The following is a 17,874-nucleotide window of genomic DNA, read 5'->3' as shown; positions in this document are numbered from 1 at the left end:
AGAGTCAACCAGCTAGATGTTAGAAATGGTAGTCTGGTTCGGCTCCTGTTCTGGAGGAGTATACTTAATACCGTATCCGTCGAGTGCTGTTAAATTCGGATTACCATCTTCTGTTAATAGTACATCAGTTATAAATTGGCTCAGATCGACGCGTTGTGACATATCTACTTTGGCGTGAGGGCCAATTCGGCTGAGCATTTCAAAGACTGTTTTTGCATCCAGTTGCTTATGTTTACCCAATTCAATGAACTTGCTGGCAGACACCATACACCTTCCTATAGTCCCCGATATATCTTCGAACAGTGCCTTGTCTTTGGGGCTTAATTCTTGATAGTGTTTACTGCGTTCTATATCAGAGATACAGGTTTTATAAAGCTCAGTGAGTGTCATCTGAGAACTATCAAAAGCCAATAAGCCTTGCTGAAGCTGTGTTAATGCTTTTTTCAATGCTGAGTTTTGAAACATGGGTTGGTTGGATAAGGATTGAATTTTAGTCTTAAGAAAATTATCTGCCAGGTGGTCTTTAATAGAATTGCCGAAAATAATGAGTATATGCCTCTCATCTTCTAGTAAGTTAGGGTCAAACCAACTGACGTCCTGAGTAGGAGGTTGAGTATAATACGCTTGAGGAAAGCTACAAAGATGTAAGGCATCTGTCCAGTCTCGATAAGCTTTCTTGAGGGAATTTACCAGTGCCAGGGGACCCGATACGTTGATAGTAGAACTTCTTCGTGCACTAAATCCTGAGCTAACAGCTTCTCGATTAGGATTACGGTGTGCTTCGAGTAACGGAGGCGAACCTTTATACAAACGCCTATAATTTTCTTTTATTGATTCCATGTAATTATGAAGGTCGACTGAACCTGGAGCAGCCGCTAACAAATCATTGTTATAAGTACCCAGATAACTATGAAATAAGAAATCATTTTTGGCCTTAAATAGTTTGGGTAAAGGTTTACCTGGCGGCATATCGCGCGCATCGTAATAGACTCCGCCATCAGTATCCAAAATGGTTGCTCTTAACATATCAGAGGCTGCCGCAAAATTCGGATACTGGCCTGCGATCTCATCATCGTAATACGGTCTGTAGATCATTCTTTCATAGACATCAGGGCGACGAATGTAATTGGCATGTTTAATTTTCCACGGCGGATTGGGATTAACATCACAGAGCTTAATGTTATTCTTTTTAGCCCAGCTTAGCAGCTCCATGAGTTCGGGTTTAGCCTCCGGAGCATACGTTGATGAATCTATCCATAAATTGCTTTCGTAATCTTTGTTTTTTGAGCTCCAGGCAAGAATATTAGATCGATCTTCTTTATCGAGAACTTTACCAAGCCAAACCGCGTGTAACTTATTCGGAATAATATATCTTTCTTCGTCGATCTCTCGCTTGCTTTCCATCGTAACCTCATTTGATTTTTAACCGGCTGATTATGTTAAAAATTGTATTTTATGATCAAAAAATGTTTGTTAGTTAACTATAGATTCATTTGGTGGTGCAATCAAAGAATCATTCATTCGTCAGCGATCTTGTGGCGTCATCACAGGATTCTAAAAAGACTTCAAAAATAGGTTAAGGGATGTTAATTTTTTAAATAGATTGTCTTACGAAGACCGATAGGGTGCTGGAGTAGGGTTATCCTGGCAATAAATTGCGTCTGTAACGATGCAATGGCTCTTGTAATCATTTTTAATCTCCAACACAAACATTGAAGCTAATTTAGTCCCATCACAGAGAACCAACTTCAATTTCCCTGTTGTTATTCTTCCAGCTATTGTTGGATTATTCCCCGAAATTTCGGACGGTTTTCCACACATTTCAATTGCAAATAAACGGGCTGTCATTGAAGTTTGATGAAACTTTATTTCAATATGGATATTCGTTGCTTTTTTCGGAACGGAATAACATTGACTGATTTCGTCTTCACAACAAGGACAATCATTGGCAAATAAAAAACCGGGTGCGATGAGAAAGAATAGAAGAGTAAGCTTTTTAATTCCCTTTTTCATGTTTTCTACCTAAAACCAAATCCCGGATATGAATAAGGTTAGCCCGAAATCAATACAATCACAGTCAGATTATATTTAATACCTGCGAGACATGTCCCCAGCTCTTCAGTCTATACTGCTACTTTCTCTTACTCATTTCCATAAGTTTTCCGCTCTGTACACCAGCCAGGTGCTCTAGTTCCTGCAGATAACCCTCATGACCATTTTCTGTTGCTATGATCTCGACTGTCTTACCGTGTTTATTAGGGATAGTAAAATCAATGTCAGGGAACTGCTCATAAATTCCATGCAGCAGGGTGATGTCTCCTGTCGCTGCAGACATATGCAAAAGAGCTTCGTAGAAGATATGATCCAAATGAGTGTAGATATTATTTTTAAGTCGTAATTCGGGGGTGGCTCTTTGCCAATGGGCTAATAAAGTAGGGATATCCACTGCCAGGAGTTCCGACCAATGGGAAGCGTGGTCAAATCGCATATTTTTTCTGCCAAAAAAGCGCTCTAAATCTTCTTGAACTGCTGCTGAAACATCAGGGAGATAATCATGGGCCAGTTGACCCAAGGCCCGCATACTCCTTTCGAATGGATATTTATTTTCTGATTGCAGGACAGGTAATTTCTCATGGGAAAGCGCTTTTTCAAGCGTATTATCTCCAGAGACGCCAACTACCGAATTGGCAATATGGAATAAATGATCATAATCATGATCGTTTAATTTAAAATCGGTCAAAATTCTAACTGTTCTTTTAGGAGCAAGCTCATCTGAATTTAAAACAATTGTCCGACTCTTGCCATTCAAATTTATCTCCATACTCGTAAAACCTAAATCTATTAAGTTAGAAAAACATAAATTCTTGAATTTAGGATTATAAGAGGCGTTAATTAAAAACGATTCAAAGCTTGGGAGTCTGGCTCCCTCCTCTTGCATTTCTATAAGGGCACTGGCTTCAACTTTTTGCCACGGATTACCCCGCGGTGTAAATAAATTTTCATAATTATTAATATAGAAAGTGATATCGCCTTGGCCAGCTAGCGTTGGTTGTTCAAGGCAGAAAAATATAAACTTCATAATACTTATTTTTGATTGTAAATAAGCTGGTATTAGCTGATTGCCACGCAGAAATTCTGTGATGGTTTCTTCAGAAGGGGCTTCCTGGGAATCCCCATGTCCCAACAATGCCCGTTTAAAATCTGTATTTTCTAAAGCCTGGATAGCGTCTGCTTTACTCATGGAAAGTGGTGCTTTGATTTTCACTCCGTAGCAGTAAGTTTGTTTCTCCAAACCCATCCATCGATCATTAATATTTTTTAAATTGGGAGTAGCGTAATCTCGCTCATCAATCGGGCTAATAGCGCTAAACTGGGCACTAGTCCGTAATCCACACTGTTCGCTGATATTCACAACAGGAATGCCTGGTTGGCAAAATTTTAATAGCAGATCTTTTTGTTCTTTGGTTGTCGCAGTAGCAATTTGGAAAATACTTAATGCCCGGCGAAGCTTGTTTTGAAGTTTTATATTATTGCCTACAAATTCCGCGAACAGGGTTGGCAATTCAGGAGGACTGATAGTGTCTGCAGTAAAGATAAAAGGCCGTAAACCAGGACACCGCTCCGCAATTTTATCAATTACTGTTTGCTTCCTCTCAGTCAGGCAGATCACCAGCGGTACGATTTTAATACCTAGCTTTGCAGCTAAAGGCATCAATGCTTCCATGATATCCAACAGATGGCTAAAATCCCCTATACCATCGTAATGAATGTAATTACTTAGAATAAGCGTCGGCTGCTTGGAACCGGGATGAAAGAAACCTGGTATTTTTTCTCTGGCCATAGATGAGTCCAATAAATGGGAAAACAGTATATATTATAATCAGCTCGATTTGTGTTCGCAATGTTCCATTGGAGTTCATATTGAATTATTTTTGCCTGGTACGCAGGAGCGATAGGTGCAGATAAGCTGAGCCTGCATTCGAGAAGCTCAAGCCATAAACCTTTAAATCAAAACCACATCAGAGCGATTTCCAGTGATTCTATGCGTTATGCTGAACAACCATTGAATGTAATCTGATCATTATTTATACTTAGTGGATATACTATTAAAAAGATAAGCCAGCATGGGAACGACTAAGGTCAGCTCTGGCAATAAGCCATTATTGAGCAAGAGAAAAGCTGTTAGAAATTTAAAAGAGCTGGCAAGCTCTAGCACTGGTTCAGTTAACCTTGAAGCCTCTACCTCTACCCCAGCATTTTTCCATAAAGAACAAACGCCTCACCAAGATCCGTTCCTCTACGAAAATCTGCCAGACAATATTGGAAAAAAGATCGATAACTATTTTCTTTACTCCTTGGAGAGTTACATTTATTTCAAATGTAGTCCTGACCATAATAATGGAAAGAACAGGCTGGCGGTGGCTGCGAAACGTTCCATATTTGCTGGAAAAAAGGTTGAAACGGGGTGGAAATTACATGTTTCTGTTGATCCAGGTCAAATTTCCGCCGCGTGGGCAATTATTTATCCTATCCTGATGGAAAATAAAATGTCCGCCAAAATTCTTGCTCCTGATGTTTTAAAGAGTAAACCCATCGAGAAGGTATCGGGGAAACAATTTACAATTTATCAATTTCAACATAAGCATATTAATACTGATGCATGGATCGATATCATGCAGAGAATTGAAAATGAACTACGAGAGCATGGAATAGCGAAAGGTGTTACACCGACAGCTAATAAACAAATACCAAACAGCGAGTATTTTTCTTATCGCAATGATGCTGGCCCTGGTGGTAGATATATTTCTGATACTAAAGCACAAAAGTTTGTAGAGCTACATCAGCACGAAGCTCCGCCATTACTTGCCTATAATTTGGCAAATGCGGAAGATCCATTCACGGAAGTGGTGTTGCAATCCCCTTTAGATCACAATCAAATTGACAATGAATTAAAGCCCACTTAGTTTGTTGGAAATCTATAAAATTGCATCACTCTTGATGAATCAATCAAGTCCTATCTTCGTTGATCGAGACTTATAAGGATGTCGAGTATGAATAGACTTAGGAATACTGATTTGGAGCAGCTCACAGGGATTGCTCAGGAAGCGAAGTGTACTCATGAAACTATCGCCACGATTGAAAATTTTGTAAAAGCGGCGAATAAACGAGCTGCGGGTATGCATGAGTTAAATGAAGACGAGATCAAGGAAATAACAGCGAACAAAACTGCAAAATGCCTTATGATTTTATTCTTTCTTACCAAGAATGTTGCACTGGAATTTTTAAGAAGAAAGAAAGAACCGTATAGAAATGATCAAATTTTAATTAACAATATTTGGTATGACATTAAAGAAATACTCGTTAAAAAATTACTGCTGTCTAGAGATATACAAAGTTATTTTCAACCTTTTGGTGGTATAAATTCTGAGGAGTTCACTCATTTCGTAAATGCTGCAAAAACAATTAAAATTATTGATCTTGTGGCTGAAGAGTTTGTGAGTAATAACGTTGGGAATACAAAGTTTCGTCTTGATTTAAGAGGCAAATATGAGGTTGTTGGCACTCCAGGAAAGCACTTAAATCCTGAAACCTATACATTGCATGATCGTAAAACCTGTTTTCATGAAGGGTTATATGATCCTTTTAAATTCGAAGAAAATCAGGCCTGGACGGCTTATAGATATTTAAACAATTCTGAAAAAAGAAAACTCATCAACTGCGTATTTACTCTTAAATATGCTTTACCAGAATTAACAGTGTTGAATAATGACGGTTCTTATCTAAAAATCCCGGCGGAAGAGATTGCGGGTTTTATAAAAAAAAATTTAGCTGATAACGAAATTGACAACAGCCTCTATCAAGCAGTCAAAAAGGATTATGTAAAATTATTCCTGCCACCCCTCGAGGTAACAACCTTGCAGAGCATCTACCAGGAAATTAAACCAGTGATTGAACAGGCTGAGCGGCAAGCATTAGAGGTGAATAAACCGCTATTAATACTATTGACTGAAATACACGGCTCGAAGGAATCTTTTTTACTGCATACAATCATCCTGCTAATTGCTTCCAATAGGGGGATTAAACATTTATCAGTTGAAACAATTAATATCTATCATGAAAAATACGGTTGGGATGCTCAAGTTAATGAAATAAAGCGGCTCATGGTTTTTGCTCAGGAGAATCTTGCTATGCATGTGCAAGATCTCGAGGGTAACTTACACTATAAAAACCAATTATCCCCTTATCCCTATCACGAAATCCCAGAGCAGGAATTCGGTATTGAAGTCCGTGAAGCAAGCTGGATTAGCGACGTGACAGCGCTTAAAGAGGCTAATATCATGATTGTGGGGGCAGGGCACCTGAATAATCTTTTAAACAGCGAATTAAAAAATAATTACTACCTGTTACCAATTGACTGTACGAGTGATAAAGATTTCAGTGATATGTTGTCGATATCGCAGCATAACTTTATTGCCATAGAGAACAGCACCCAGCATCTTTCTCTTGATGAAATTCTTGCAATGGTTGAAAAATTGCTTGATTCATAACAGGGTTGAAAGGCCACTATAAATCAATGGAGCCAGACTCCATTGATTTATAGCATAAAGGCAAGATCTTGAATTGTTTTATCTCTGGATAATACAGTGGTCTTCTGATTTTTATTATTCTTGAATGCTAACACTTTCAATAACCACTGGTGTTACAGGTTTATTTTGATAATCGGTTGGTACCTTGCTAATCTTATCAGCAACGTCTTGTCCCGAAATGACCTGACCAAACACGTTGTAATTGCCTTTTAAGTCAGGTGTTGGTGCTACGGTAATAAAAAATTGGCTGCCGTTTGTATTGGGTCCTGCGTTAGCCATCGCAAGTACACCAGGCTTGTCAAAACTAGCCTCTGTATTTTCATTATCAAATTGATAGCCGGGTCCGCCGGTGCCATTGCCAAGAGGATCACCACCTTGAATCATAAAACCACTAATGACGCGGTGAAAAGTTAACCCATTGTAAAAAGGGCGTTTAACCATCTCACCTGTCTTTGCATCTTTAAATTCCTTTGTTCCCGTTGCCAAGCCGACAAAATTTGCTACGGTATTGGGTGCTTCTTTGGTAAATAATTCACAGGTAATAGTCCCTACAGAGGTTTTAATAATCGCTGTTTCTGCGTGTGCAGACATCATTTCTGTTATTAACAATAAACTGACTAGCAAAGAAGCTATTTTTTTCATTTGAGAATCTCTCTGGTTGTGATAGGGACTATGTTAGCTCTGACAGAGCGTAGAGCACAAGGGTAGCTCAGCTAAAACGTTACTTTATTTTTATGGAACTACTGGAATAGGCGGTGCATTTTCACTGCTTATGGGACGCATGGCCAAGTTTTGAAAGGGGTTAAAAAAGCCGCATTTTAAATTTCCGATAGGAGGATGTTTTTCACTGGTTGCCACTCGTTCTTCCTTCTCGGGTATTCCATCAGGAATCCAGACGGCGAGTGGGGTAGAGGTGCCTGCTGACAACTCTTTACGAGGATGTGTTTTTACTAATGTCGTTGTTTCTACAAGTGTTTGTAATCCATTTGAATCGACAATACTCGCTAAGGTCTCGCCCGCTGATACCTGTGCTTCACCGGCTGATCCTTGCTCTTCCTTACTGACTATTTCATTAGGAATTAATCCGGCGGATGGAGTAGGGAGATCTGCTGTTAACGGATTTTCCTCAAAGGAAAGAAATAGAATCTCTTCCAACTTGCTTGCCTCTAATGGAAGCGTTGGTTGCTGGCTGGTAGAAAACAGATCTTTAAAATAAGGAAATGTTAGCCACCCAGCAATGATGAAACATCCAAAGGTAGCTATGGCAGATAGATACAAAGCACTGTAAATGATAGAAGTTGCTGCAATGGTTAATACGGCGGTATATTTAAATCCAATATAGAGAGCCGCATGGAAAGTTGGCGGGTCAACCTTAATTTCCTGCACAGGTGCAGGGGTCTTCTCTTTAAACCTGGGTTTTAATTTTTCCAAACCAAGTTTAAATTTATCTAAAGTTAAGTGATATGTTTGACGCAACTTAAGCAGGTTATGTTTATTTTCTTCAGAAAGCCGTTCATGGTTTGTTTGATAGTGTCGTAACTCGTTAAGCGCTTCCTCCGTTTCTACAGGAAGTTTTTCTGGCGTTGCTTCAAGCCATTGCTGTAATTGCACTAAGGTGGTTTCTGCGGGGAGTTTCTCCAACAAAGCAAAGAAATTAGGATGGGCACTTAATTTCAGCAAATTCATCAAATCAGGAAGGGCCAAGCTGCCAAGTTGGTTTATGAAGATAGGGTTTAATTGAGTTATCCTTTGCAGGCTTGACTTATAAGGACTATCTTCTAACGCGTTCAAAACGAGTTCTGAATGGGAGGCATGTTGTAAGATTACCATTAAGGTATTTACGTTGAGTAAGGCATCAACTTTAGAGTCACGATAATTTTCCAATACCGGCCATATACCAGGGATTGCTTGTACCCATGGAATGTATTCTGGCCTGCCAGTTAGCTCTAAATATTTTGATAAGGCCAATAGAAGTGCTTTATTTTTTGTTAGAGGCCCAACTTTATCGATGAGTTGGCCTACTTTAATATCGTCTTCATTGGCCAGGGAAACAAGCGCATTAACCGTTTCCGATAAGTCCTTGCTAATGTCATCAAGCCCAACAAGTATTTGTGCAACAAGCCATTCTGAATCGGCAAATCGTCGTTTAAGAGCATTTTTTATCCATCCAAAAACCGTGGGTACAATAAGACGATTAACAATAAAGGGTATTGGTCCCCCTATAATACCCATAAATAAAGAACCCGCCGTGAGTGTGCTGCTGATGCCTGAAAACCAGCTCGTTATCGTAGAAAGATCGATTGTTGGCAGACTGACTTCATCCCATTTTTTCTCGCGAATTTGGATTTTAGTTTTATTAAGATAGTCGGCAACAAAGGTTTTTATCCGCTCGTCAGGGACAAAGCGGCCAATAACGGGAATCGTTTGCGCAAACTCTAACATTTCATTCAGGCTGGTTTTAATAAGAACTATTTGAGCCTCAACTTGCTCCTCACTGAGAAGCCCTTTTTCATCTAAAACAGAGCCAATCGTTTCTTTGAGACTGAGTTCCTTTTTAAAATAGGGATCGAAAATCTCAACGAATTGATCCAAGGTATCGAAATTTTGTTGGGTTACCTGATGGCCGTCCTGTTTCCATTTGCGGTGGAAAAGATCAGCAAAAATTCGGAGTTGATCGACCGTTGCCCCTGGTAATTGAGGTACCAGGGTTGGCAATGTGTTGAGAGGGACGGAGGGCTCAACGAATTCTATATCACTAATTCTATTTTCCGGCAGCCAGCAATCCAGCACTTGCTGATAATCTCTGGCTCTGGCTTCTAAAAATTCATTAGCCACATCGCCGTCTATTACGGGATGGCGTTCTAACAGTTCTGCATAATGCTTTTCAGCATTGCGGTTCAAGCTACTTAATGCGTGCAGTAATTGTTGATAGTCAACGATAGAATGGTCTTCCCCAAATTGAGGTGCCAAAATTTTATCGGCGTTTTGTCGACATTGGAGCAGTTGGTCAACCATTAAATAACGTGCTTCTTCTAATAAACGCATTTTTGCGCGTTCTTGGTGTTGCTTAACGCTAATCTGTAGTTGATGATTCTTAAAAGCTGCCGCCAATGTCTCTGGGGAGTCCGAAGGTTGGCCTATGCTTTGCGCATCAATGATGGAAATGTACTGTCCCTTTTTTCCATTGCGTGCTGCTCTGCCTTGAATTTGTTCTAATTCACTCGGCGTCAAATCGGTACAGGCATTAACGACCAATATGCCATTTTCATTCTCGGGATCCACATCGGCGCCGCGAGCCAGACTTTGGTTCGCTGCAGTCAGAAAATAATCCAGCCCGGCTGTATAGATTACATTTTCTTCTGATTTCCCTGTTTCTTCATAACCATGATAGCTTTGTACTTTCCAGTCAGTATTCCTTGCTATGAAATCCCGGAACTGATCAGTCGCTTGGGGGGAGCGCGTAATTAATAAAATCGGTTGCGCCGGGTTTTTTTGTTTACGCTGTGTAAGCCATTCAAACGTTTTATTAAGATGATCTTCTGTTCCAAACGCAGTGATTAATCCCAGGTCCTCTGACTGATCGGGATAAAAAGTTGGATAACGGTAAGCCACTAACCCCTGCTGCTCATAAAATTCAGTGCGATCGACACGAGGACCGGAAGTTGCTGTTAAGCCGACTATAGGGCCGCCATGTAAACGATAATAATCAAAGAAAATTTTGGCTGCATTAACAATAATTGTTTCTATACTCGGTTCTATGATAAATGGATGGGCTGGTGGCGGAGCTTTATTATTAAGCAGGGTATGCAAAAGCTGTTGTATATAATCAGAATAGCTAACATGGGGATCAGGCCTGCTACTAACAATAGGCGCTGCATAAGAATGTACGTCACTTTTCTCTTTTATTTTTACTGTAAAGAAGTCTTCTTTTTCCTCTAGTTCATGAGTTATGGTAGCGGATTCAATGATGGCGTCTAATAACTCATCGGAAATTTTTTGGGTAAAATTGACAAAGGTACTACGAGGATTTTTGGCAATAAAATAATTTCTTAAATTAGCAATATCATCTGTTTCAGCGCAGGGATTATTAAGGTAGATATCTTTTTCTTTGACAAATTCAAGTAGCAATTTATAAAGTTGAGTCCAGGACTCCGTATCATTTAATAAAGGATCTAACGACGCAGCCAGGCGAAATAGCACTGTAGAGGTTAAAGCAGCATCGATCTCATCAGCAACCAACGCGGGATTATTAGGCAGGACTTTCTTTGCCAATGCCATCCGCATGCGGAATAAAGAAAGATTCGATGCGGTAGAATAATTAATCCCGTTAGCAGTGTATTTAGCATGCGCACTTTGTGCGGTGATAATAGTTTCCCCATGAGGGATCCCTAAATAGTGATAACAGGATGAAAATTTTTCCAGCGCATTTTTTGCCAATTCATTATTTTCAGTGACAACATCGACTGTTTTACCTAACCCCACCAATAAAACAGCATGCATGGCAGCAATAATACTTTTACCTTCTCCCGTTTTAACTTCATGAATAATATTATTGGGAGAATGTATGCGTTGCAGCAAGGTTAAGATTTGAGTATCGCGTGGAAATTTGTAGGTGGTGCGATAAATCGCTTCGGCACTCAAGGCAACCAACAGTAACTGATTACGATGAACGTTTATTCCCTTGCTGATTTGATCTTGTAATGCTTTGAATAAATGTTGGAATTCCGTGTCATTCAAGTCATTAATGGTAAGCTCTTTAAGAACCCCATTAATATTTAACTTAAGCGGTTTTTCTGCCATATACGACATAACGAGCTGGTAGTCACGCCACAGCAGTTCTTGTTGTTCGTCGCTTAACGGCAGCGGTTCATCGGTTTCATGAGACTTGAGTTTTATTTGCGCAATTTTTGCTCTTACAGCGGCGGGATCATACTGATATCTTTGCAGGTTCTCTTTATATTTCGCGCGGTGAAACACTGCTATGGCTTGTTCCAAAGAAGGCTTGGCCAATAGTTCCAACATTTCTTCAGCATTCACTAATTGTGATTTATGCAGCCGCGCTAAATATTTTAAGCCGCGCGGATGTTGTTCTGCCAGTTTTTGCAATTCAGTGAGCAAAGGTTGTTTTGTTTGCTGGGAAATAGCATGGCCAAGTATCAGTAAGGAGTGAATTTCATCTTCAGGCTTTTTTTCCAGGAATTTTATTAGTTCAGTAAGCTCATGGGCAGGATTTTGTTGATAAAGTCCATCGAGCACTTTCAGGGCTAACGAAGCAGGTTTAGCCTTTTTGAGAAACTGAGTGATATCGTTTAGCTGGTTAGCGCTTAGATATGGGTGGGCATTTAGAAAATCGAGGCCTTCCTCATTACTAACCAAGGGGATAAGTGCAGTGAATATTTGCTGCGCTTCTTCCAAGCCAAGCGGCAACAAGGTTTCCATAAGATTGAAAAAGGATGCTGGATTCACTTTGGCATCGATACTTAAACAAGTCTCCAGAAGAAGGCTTACTAAGTTCTGTGCCTGGGGTAATGCGCCATAAAGCAGCGGCTTTTTTCTAAGGGCGAGTAAAAAATTCGTCGTTAGCCTACTTTTAGCTAGTTGTCCTTGGTGCTTTGTCAGTTCGACAGCAGTCAGTTCAGCCAATGATAAGAACGCATCCACATTGGAATTTATTTCCAGAAATTGATCAAACGCAAGAAAAATTAAATGGTTAGGATTGTTATTTGCAATGGCGCTTAGCGCATGTAAAAGGCTTGTAATTTTATTGATGTCACGTAGCAAAATTTTCATATCCATTTTTGGATATAACGCTTTTAGGCAAGGCCCAATCAAGGGTCGGTATGTTTCAGAAATGTCTAACTCGCTGAGCCAGGCATCGATTAGGGAATGTACAATGCGGCTGGAGTCCTCCAGTGCGCCCAGGGATTTTTCCAGATTTTCTTTCTGAGTTAATAAAAAATACCCTAGTTTTTTTGCAGGAAATTTTCTTAAAAAGATTTCCGGGATTGGCGTATTAGCTATCCTAAATGCAGACACCTGATCGTCTCGCCAAATACTCCATAAACTCTGAACACCATTTATCTCATTCGATTGCGCTTCACTTAAATGTAAAGAAAATTCATGGATGCAGGCAGCAATGTGTATTGAAGATAATCGTTTATCAAAACCATTGTCTCGCAAAAAATTTATAAAGTTTGCAGAGAATTTTGCTGGTTCAATATTGCTGCGATAATGACCTCCTGTGGTTGTTGCAACATAGTAGGCACATAATAGCTCTGCAATATAAATAGCCTTATCGTCTACCGCATTTTGGGTCATTACTTGTTGCAATTTGCGATAAAAAACAAGGTTTTCTCGCAAAGGTTGGGTTCCGAGGTAGCGAAACACCGCTACTTTAAGGTACTGCTCACCGGGTTGGTGGCTCACAATAGCGTCTAATAATTCAGTCTTCGAAACGGCGTAGGTTTTTGTTATTGGATGAATTGCCGCAGAATGAATATTCATTTCACCGGAAATCACTTGAAAACCGTTCCAGGTATAGGCGTAAGGAGCGTCCATGGGTAATAGGGACACTCCTTTGATTTCGTCAATCTGTTCTTTTAAAACGTGCTTGGCCATTGCGTGGTCAAGTAAATTCTCCAAGCCGATGAAAAAGGTTTGAATAGTTGTGAAAGGAGCAATGGATAAACCGTTTTCACTGATTAACTGTTTTGCAAGAAGGGCTAATAGTTTTTGCGCTTCCTCTTCATTTCCCGTGTAGGCCATAAATTTTATATAAAGACGTTTCCACAAACCTTCTAACTTGTGCAGTGTGACCCGATCAAAGCTAATATTATTTTGTGCCGTATATATCAGTAGATGATGGCCGAGAGTTTGAAAAGCGGGCCAGGTTAGTGGTGATTTTCCTACAGGGGTTTCTGCTGCCAATTTTAGAAAAATGGCATAAGAGCCGTTTGCAATAAGTTGTTCGACCGAGGAAATGTCTGTTGCATATTGAAAATGTACTTTATAAAAATAGGGTAATAGGGAGCGCTCTTCCAAAAATGACAATAATTTAAAAAAGCATTCCAAGCCTTGCTTATGCTTGCGAATAATAATCTGTAGAAGGATTTTTAAGTTGTCTTCATTGTGTACTGCAAAGCTCGCAATAAACTGTTCTAAACGTTCGATTTCTTCCTTATGATTTGGGAAATAAAAACGTGTTAAAACGAGTAATTGCTCTTCCAGATCCTGGATCTCAACTTCACTCAAGGGAGGATGGGGGTGAAAAATCTTCAGCAAGCGTTCTGCACAACCGATGAGTTCGAGCTTTTGCTCATCCCTGAGAGAGGCTATGTCCTCTTCAGCTAGCAAGGCTGGATAGGATGGTAATAACGGGTCATCTGCGATACCCGACGGTGACTGGGAATTATACAATAATTTGGGGAAAACAAGCGGTGGGTTTACAGGAAGGTATTTGTCATTTGGCTTTAGTTTAATGGCGTAAATTGTGCGGCCAAAAAAATAACTTTCCTTAACTTGACAATCTGCTGCGAGGTACCCATCAAGAGTGGATTCAGCGTGATATAGCAATGCTGAAGCGACGTATTCTTCCATATTATCTACAGCATAGCGAGGCAATTTAATCCTGGGGATGGCGTCAGATTGGCTGTCAGGCTCTATCAATGCGGTACCAAAAAATTTGGCAGCTATGCGTAAACGAAAGTTCTCATCGTTGGCGAGTTGTTCATAAAAATGACGGCGACTATGGTGTTTGAGATAAAATTCGGTAAGGTAGCCCGCTTGTTTAAATGACTCCTCTTGCTCTATTAAATGTGGTAGAGTGCTTTTTGCAAAAGACGCCAGTCGTTTACAGAAACCATCTAAATTAACTTTTAAATCCCATGAAGAATTAAATGTTGAAGAGAACGCCATCGATTCATCTAATTCTTGATGAACGGCTTGTGAGTGGGTTTCTTGCACCTGTTCATTGACGGCTTGTGAGTGGGTTTCCTGCACTTGCTCATTGACGGCTTGCGTTTGGGCGACGGATTCTTGATGTGTCAGTGATAAGCGAACCTTGGATTTGAGTTGTTCCCGGCTAAGCGTCTTCGACTTACGTGTATTTGCACTTGCCTCGCGGGCAAGGATATAGGCCCCTGGTTGAACCTGCTTGTTCGACTCTTTTTCGTATTTTTGCTTATAATTATTAAGCGCTTTAAACCATTTTCCGGACTCTGTGCTTGACGCCTGAATGTTTCTATAAGTCGCCGATGCAATATGGCTGGACGATAAATAATAGCCCGCTTCTTGGGGTAAAGATTGAAAGAGTGCTGTTTTGTCTTGCGCAATGGGCCTTAGGGCAAGCAGATTAGCATCGATATTGTCTTTGGTAATTAAAACGACTTGTACCAAGGTCTGACATTTACTGTTTTTCACCGCTTCTAACGTTTTTTCAAAAACTTGTTGACGCTCAGCCTGCTCTTTATATTGGTCTCCCTTAAGTACAATGGTTATTTCACGAATATCGTAGGTCGTACAGCGTTGCAAGAAAGGTAGTAACTCATTGGCACCCGCAGGGTTAGCAAGCGCTATAACTGGAGGGGCATTATCATGACTACTCTGAAGGGAAAAATGAATGTAACCGCTTAGCGCTGAATTGAAATAACAATAATCTTTTAAAGGGGTAGTGTAATTAATATATCCTTGCTTCTTGTTAGGGGAATGAAAACCACTTGAATAATGGTCAACAATGGTTTGATTTAAGTGATCGTGTGTTTGCCCTTTGTTGGCTGGGAGTGGTTTAAACTTCTCAAAAATAGCTTTTGCTACTTGGTAAGGAAGTCGTTCTGTTCTTTTTTTATAGTCAGCTACGCTTGTCACACACTCATCGATACCAGGACGAAAGTGAGGCGGCGGTGTTCCCCCCTCAGTAACAAGAAATACTTCGCGAAAGTCGATGCCAAGAGTTAGGCCATTTAGAACGTTTTTATAGATTACGTCGAGGAGAATGCTAATAAGACGAGCCTGCTGTTCCCAGTTGCCAATACCATCCAGCGCTGCAAAAGTTTCTAAAGAAAGATGCGCTTTTTTACTGCGCCAAAAATAGTTGGTCTGTCTTTGCTCAGCAGAATTATTCGAGTTCTCGAGTATGTCGGCAATGTTTTTTTCATAAGGATTGTTATAAGCCCATCCCTGCTGTACAGCTTTAAGAAAATTAAGGCTGGCGTCTCGGATAACCCCTGATTCTAAGGAGCTCCATAGGTAACTCGACACCTCCTGCATAGAAAAAAAGGAGGTAGATGGTTCTTTTAAATAAAGGAAAGGCGCATCCCAAGTACTTATCATAAAAAGCGATTAATACCATCAACCCAAATTGGAGCGAACTATAGCATATCAGCAATTAACTGGTCGAATTAAACATTGCACAATGAGTAATTTTCGAGCATAAAAAAGTATGCAGGCTGTTTCCATGCTTCATTCATCCCTCTTGGAGCTGAGCCGCTTCTTTGCTCTTTCCTCCTTGTCGTAACACGTTAGCCAAAGCGTACAATGTCTAAACATTTTTAGGATGCTGTTTTAAATCTTGCTCATGCATTGCAACGGCTTCTTGAGATGTACGACTCTAAACAAGCATTTACCAATAGCCCTCTAACTGGAAATACCAATTAGGTGGCTCGCGCCCGCGAGCCTTCTAATTATTTTTGCATAATGATATCGGCATATATTTCAGGCGCTGTTCTTTCATCTAATCCAAGATCCTTTTTTAAACGAGGCGGCTGGACTTTGGCGGTAAAAAAGGAGGCGATGGAATTTGAGAAATACTTTTGTGGTAAATAGGGCTTACCCAAATGTGAATAAGTTGGTTTACCCTCCAGGACAGCCTGATTGAGCAGTGCACCAGGCACCGCTTGCGCGATGCGTCCTGCAGCTGACGCCGCTTCTGAGCCTGTCACATTAACTCTTAGAAAGGCTGCTTGGTATTCAGGATTCCCAATGGTCAACCCGGGGACTTGAATTCGACTCGCAATATTATCGGGTAAAATAATTTTAAATTGAGCTGCTATCTCAGGATGCTTTTTATAGATTGCAAGGATCTTTTGTAAATAAGCGTCCAAATCTTGTATACCCGGATGAAGGCCAAGACGCACTTGCATAGTTGGATGGCATTTTAACTCTTTTAATAAGCAATCAAAAAAGGCTGCATCGATTGCTACTGGCTGGGTAGTACTGCTGATAAAAGCCAATGATTGGTCTTTCGATACGTCTAAAATTTCTCTGATTTCTTGTGGAGTTTTGCTACTGGAAGTGTTTGATGTGGCATAGGCATTATCAATGCTTAAATGCCCAGTAACAAACAATCGATTGCTCGGAACTTGAAAATCGTCTTTGGCAATATCCAAAGGGAGGGCCCATTTAACATTGGAGCGGGTACTTAAAGTGGGAACCTGTTTCCATAAACAGTGGTTATCCGGTTTAAACATAAATTCGTAAGCCATGAGTACGGGCATATTGACCGATTCAGCCAATTGAAAGGGTATTTCATTGTCGACAGAGGGTACCCCTATATAGGCATAATCGACTTCCTGTTTTTGCAGGTGGCTCACAATCCTATCGAGCTGTTCTTGAGTTAATCGCCCTTCAACAAAATTATCCAATTGGAGAAGCTCAGGAAGCGCTATTGTTTTTACCGAGGGTGGAATTTTGGTGCTGCTAACTTGTTGTTGTGCTGCCTTGGTCAATGAAATAAGAGTAATTCCTTGCCCCTTCGGCGTTAGGACATCAATGGTTTTTAAAGCTAGATTGGTATCACCGACACTACTAACAAAAAATGCGATTTCCATAGCGTACTTCAATAAAGTCAGATGGTGATTGAGGAGGTATTCTGGCATTTTCATATAGGCTTGTAAATTCAATTTCAGGTGTTTGCGTAGCTAAGTCGTTTGTGGGCACAACGAGGCTACCCTGCTGTAATGATGCAAATTGCCTTGTAATAAGTTATCTGGGAATAACTCTATAAATTGACACTTTAAAACGTGTTTTTGCAACACACCGGGGTCAAGGGATTGACCCCGGTTCATGTAGGTTTTTCACTAAACAGCATGGGATTGACTGAAAACTGAAGGGAGAATGAGTTTTGGTGATGATAGCGTTGAGTAGGTTTAGCTGGTGTAGCCTTGATGGAGCGAAGCGCAATCAAGGTTGATTTATCTCAATCTATGAGTGTAGTGGGCGATTATCCAAAAATCGGCTGATGCTTAAACCAATTGAGTAGTTTAATGTTAGAAAGGATAACCCTGATTACGCT

General features: G+C 40.3%; 8 protein-coding genes. 2 read left to right on the top strand and 6 right to left on the bottom strand.

Going from position 1 to position 17,874, the window contains the following annotated elements; all coding sequences use genetic code 11:
* Positions 1-12: 12 nt before the first annotated feature.
* The 3 genes from ACN4Z1_RS13755 to ACN4Z1_RS13745 all read right to left on the bottom strand — a co-directional run bounded on the left by ACN4Z1_RS13755 (position 13) and on the right by ACN4Z1_RS13745 (position 3,841).
* Positions 13-1,404, bottom strand: coding sequence for a glycosyltransferase (locus ACN4Z1_RS13755; RefSeq protein WP_228364235.1), 1,392 nt, complete (start codon positions 1,402-1,404; stop codon positions 13-15).
* A gap of 204 nt (positions 1,405-1,608) precedes the next feature.
* Positions 1,609-2,013 carry a hypothetical protein gene (locus ACN4Z1_RS13750; RefSeq protein ID WP_228364234.1) on the bottom strand — a complete coding sequence of 135 codons (405 nt, stop codon included), beginning with the start codon at positions 2,011-2,013 and terminating at the stop codon, positions 1,609-1,611.
* A gap of 118 nt (positions 2,014-2,131) precedes the next feature.
* Positions 2,132-3,841 carry a hypothetical protein gene (locus ACN4Z1_RS13745; protein ID WP_228364233.1) on the bottom strand — a complete coding sequence of 570 codons (1,710 nt, stop codon included), beginning with the start codon at positions 3,839-3,841 and terminating at the stop codon, positions 2,132-2,134.
* A 283-nt stretch (positions 3,842-4,124) separates the two neighbouring features.
* On the opposite strand from ACN4Z1_RS13745, the gene ACN4Z1_RS13740 reads away from it, so the two are divergent.
* Positions 4,125-4,964, top strand: coding sequence for a hypothetical protein (locus ACN4Z1_RS13740; RefSeq protein ID WP_228364232.1), 840 nt, complete (start codon positions 4,125-4,127; stop codon positions 4,962-4,964).
* Positions 4,965-5,051: 87 nt separating this feature from the next.
* Complete coding sequence (locus tag ACN4Z1_RS13735; protein WP_228364231.1) at positions 5,052-6,548, top strand: hypothetical protein; 1,497 nt, start codon at positions 5,052-5,054, stop codon at positions 6,546-6,548.
* A gap of 114 nt (positions 6,549-6,662) precedes the next feature.
* Here the strand turns inward: ACN4Z1_RS13735 and ACN4Z1_RS13730 are convergent, their stop codons facing one another.
* The 3 genes from ACN4Z1_RS13730 to ACN4Z1_RS13720 all read right to left on the bottom strand — a co-directional run bounded on the left by ACN4Z1_RS13730 (position 6,663) and on the right by ACN4Z1_RS13720 (position 17,410).
* Entirely contained in the window at positions 6,663-7,229 is a 567-nt protein-coding gene (locus ACN4Z1_RS13730; protein WP_228364230.1) for a peptidylprolyl isomerase, read from the bottom strand.
* Positions 7,230-7,319: 90 nt separating this feature from the next.
* On the bottom strand, positions 7,320-15,914 hold the full coding sequence (locus ACN4Z1_RS13725) for a preprotein translocase subunit SecA (protein ID WP_228364229.1): 8,595 nt from the start codon (positions 15,912-15,914) through the stop codon (positions 7,320-7,322).
* A gap of 350 nt (positions 15,915-16,264) precedes the next feature.
* Positions 16,265-17,410, bottom strand: coding sequence for a hypothetical protein (locus ACN4Z1_RS13720; protein ID WP_419423049.1), 1,146 nt, complete (start codon positions 17,408-17,410; stop codon positions 16,265-16,267).
* Positions 17,411-17,874 lie beyond the last annotated feature (464 nt).

The organism is Legionella sp. ST3F1 (genome assembly GCF_048553315.1).
Classification (GTDB): Bacteria; Pseudomonadota; Gammaproteobacteria; order Legionellales; family Legionellaceae; genus Tatlockia; species Tatlockia donaldsonii.
The sequence above is the reverse complement of the archived record's forward strand: the minus strand, read 5'-3'. Positions and strand labels throughout refer to the sequence as shown.

What these genes read in the sequence shown, in the direction of transcription:
- ACN4Z1_RS13755 (WP_228364235.1), bottom strand. Translation starts at nt 1,404, where the DNA reads ATGGAAAGCAAGCGAGAGATCGACGAAGAAAGATATATTATTCCGAAT.
- ACN4Z1_RS13750 (WP_228364234.1), bottom strand. Translation starts at nt 2,013, where the DNA reads ATGAAAAAGGGAATTAAAAAGCTTACTCTTCTATTCTTTCTCATCGCA.
- ACN4Z1_RS13745 (WP_228364233.1), bottom strand. Translation starts at nt 3,841, where the DNA reads ATGGCCAGAGAAAAAATACCAGGTTTCTTTCATCCCGGTTCCAAGCAG.
- ACN4Z1_RS13740 (WP_228364232.1), top strand. Translation starts at nt 4,125, where the DNA reads ATGGGAACGACTAAGGTCAGCTCTGGCAATAAGCCATTATTGAGCAAG.
- ACN4Z1_RS13735 (WP_228364231.1), top strand. Translation starts at nt 5,052, where the DNA reads ATGAATAGACTTAGGAATACTGATTTGGAGCAGCTCACAGGGATTGCT.
- ACN4Z1_RS13730 (WP_228364230.1), bottom strand. Translation starts at nt 7,229, where the DNA reads ATGAAAAAAATAGCTTCTTTGCTAGTCAGTTTATTGTTAATAACAGAA.
- ACN4Z1_RS13725 (WP_228364229.1), bottom strand. Translation starts at nt 15,914, where the DNA reads ATGATAAGTACTTGGGATGCGCCTTTCCTTTATTTAAAAGAACCATCT.
- ACN4Z1_RS13720 (WP_419423049.1), bottom strand. Translation starts at nt 17,410, where the DNA reads ATGGAAATCGCATTTTTTGTTAGTAGTGTCGGTGATACCAATCTAGCT.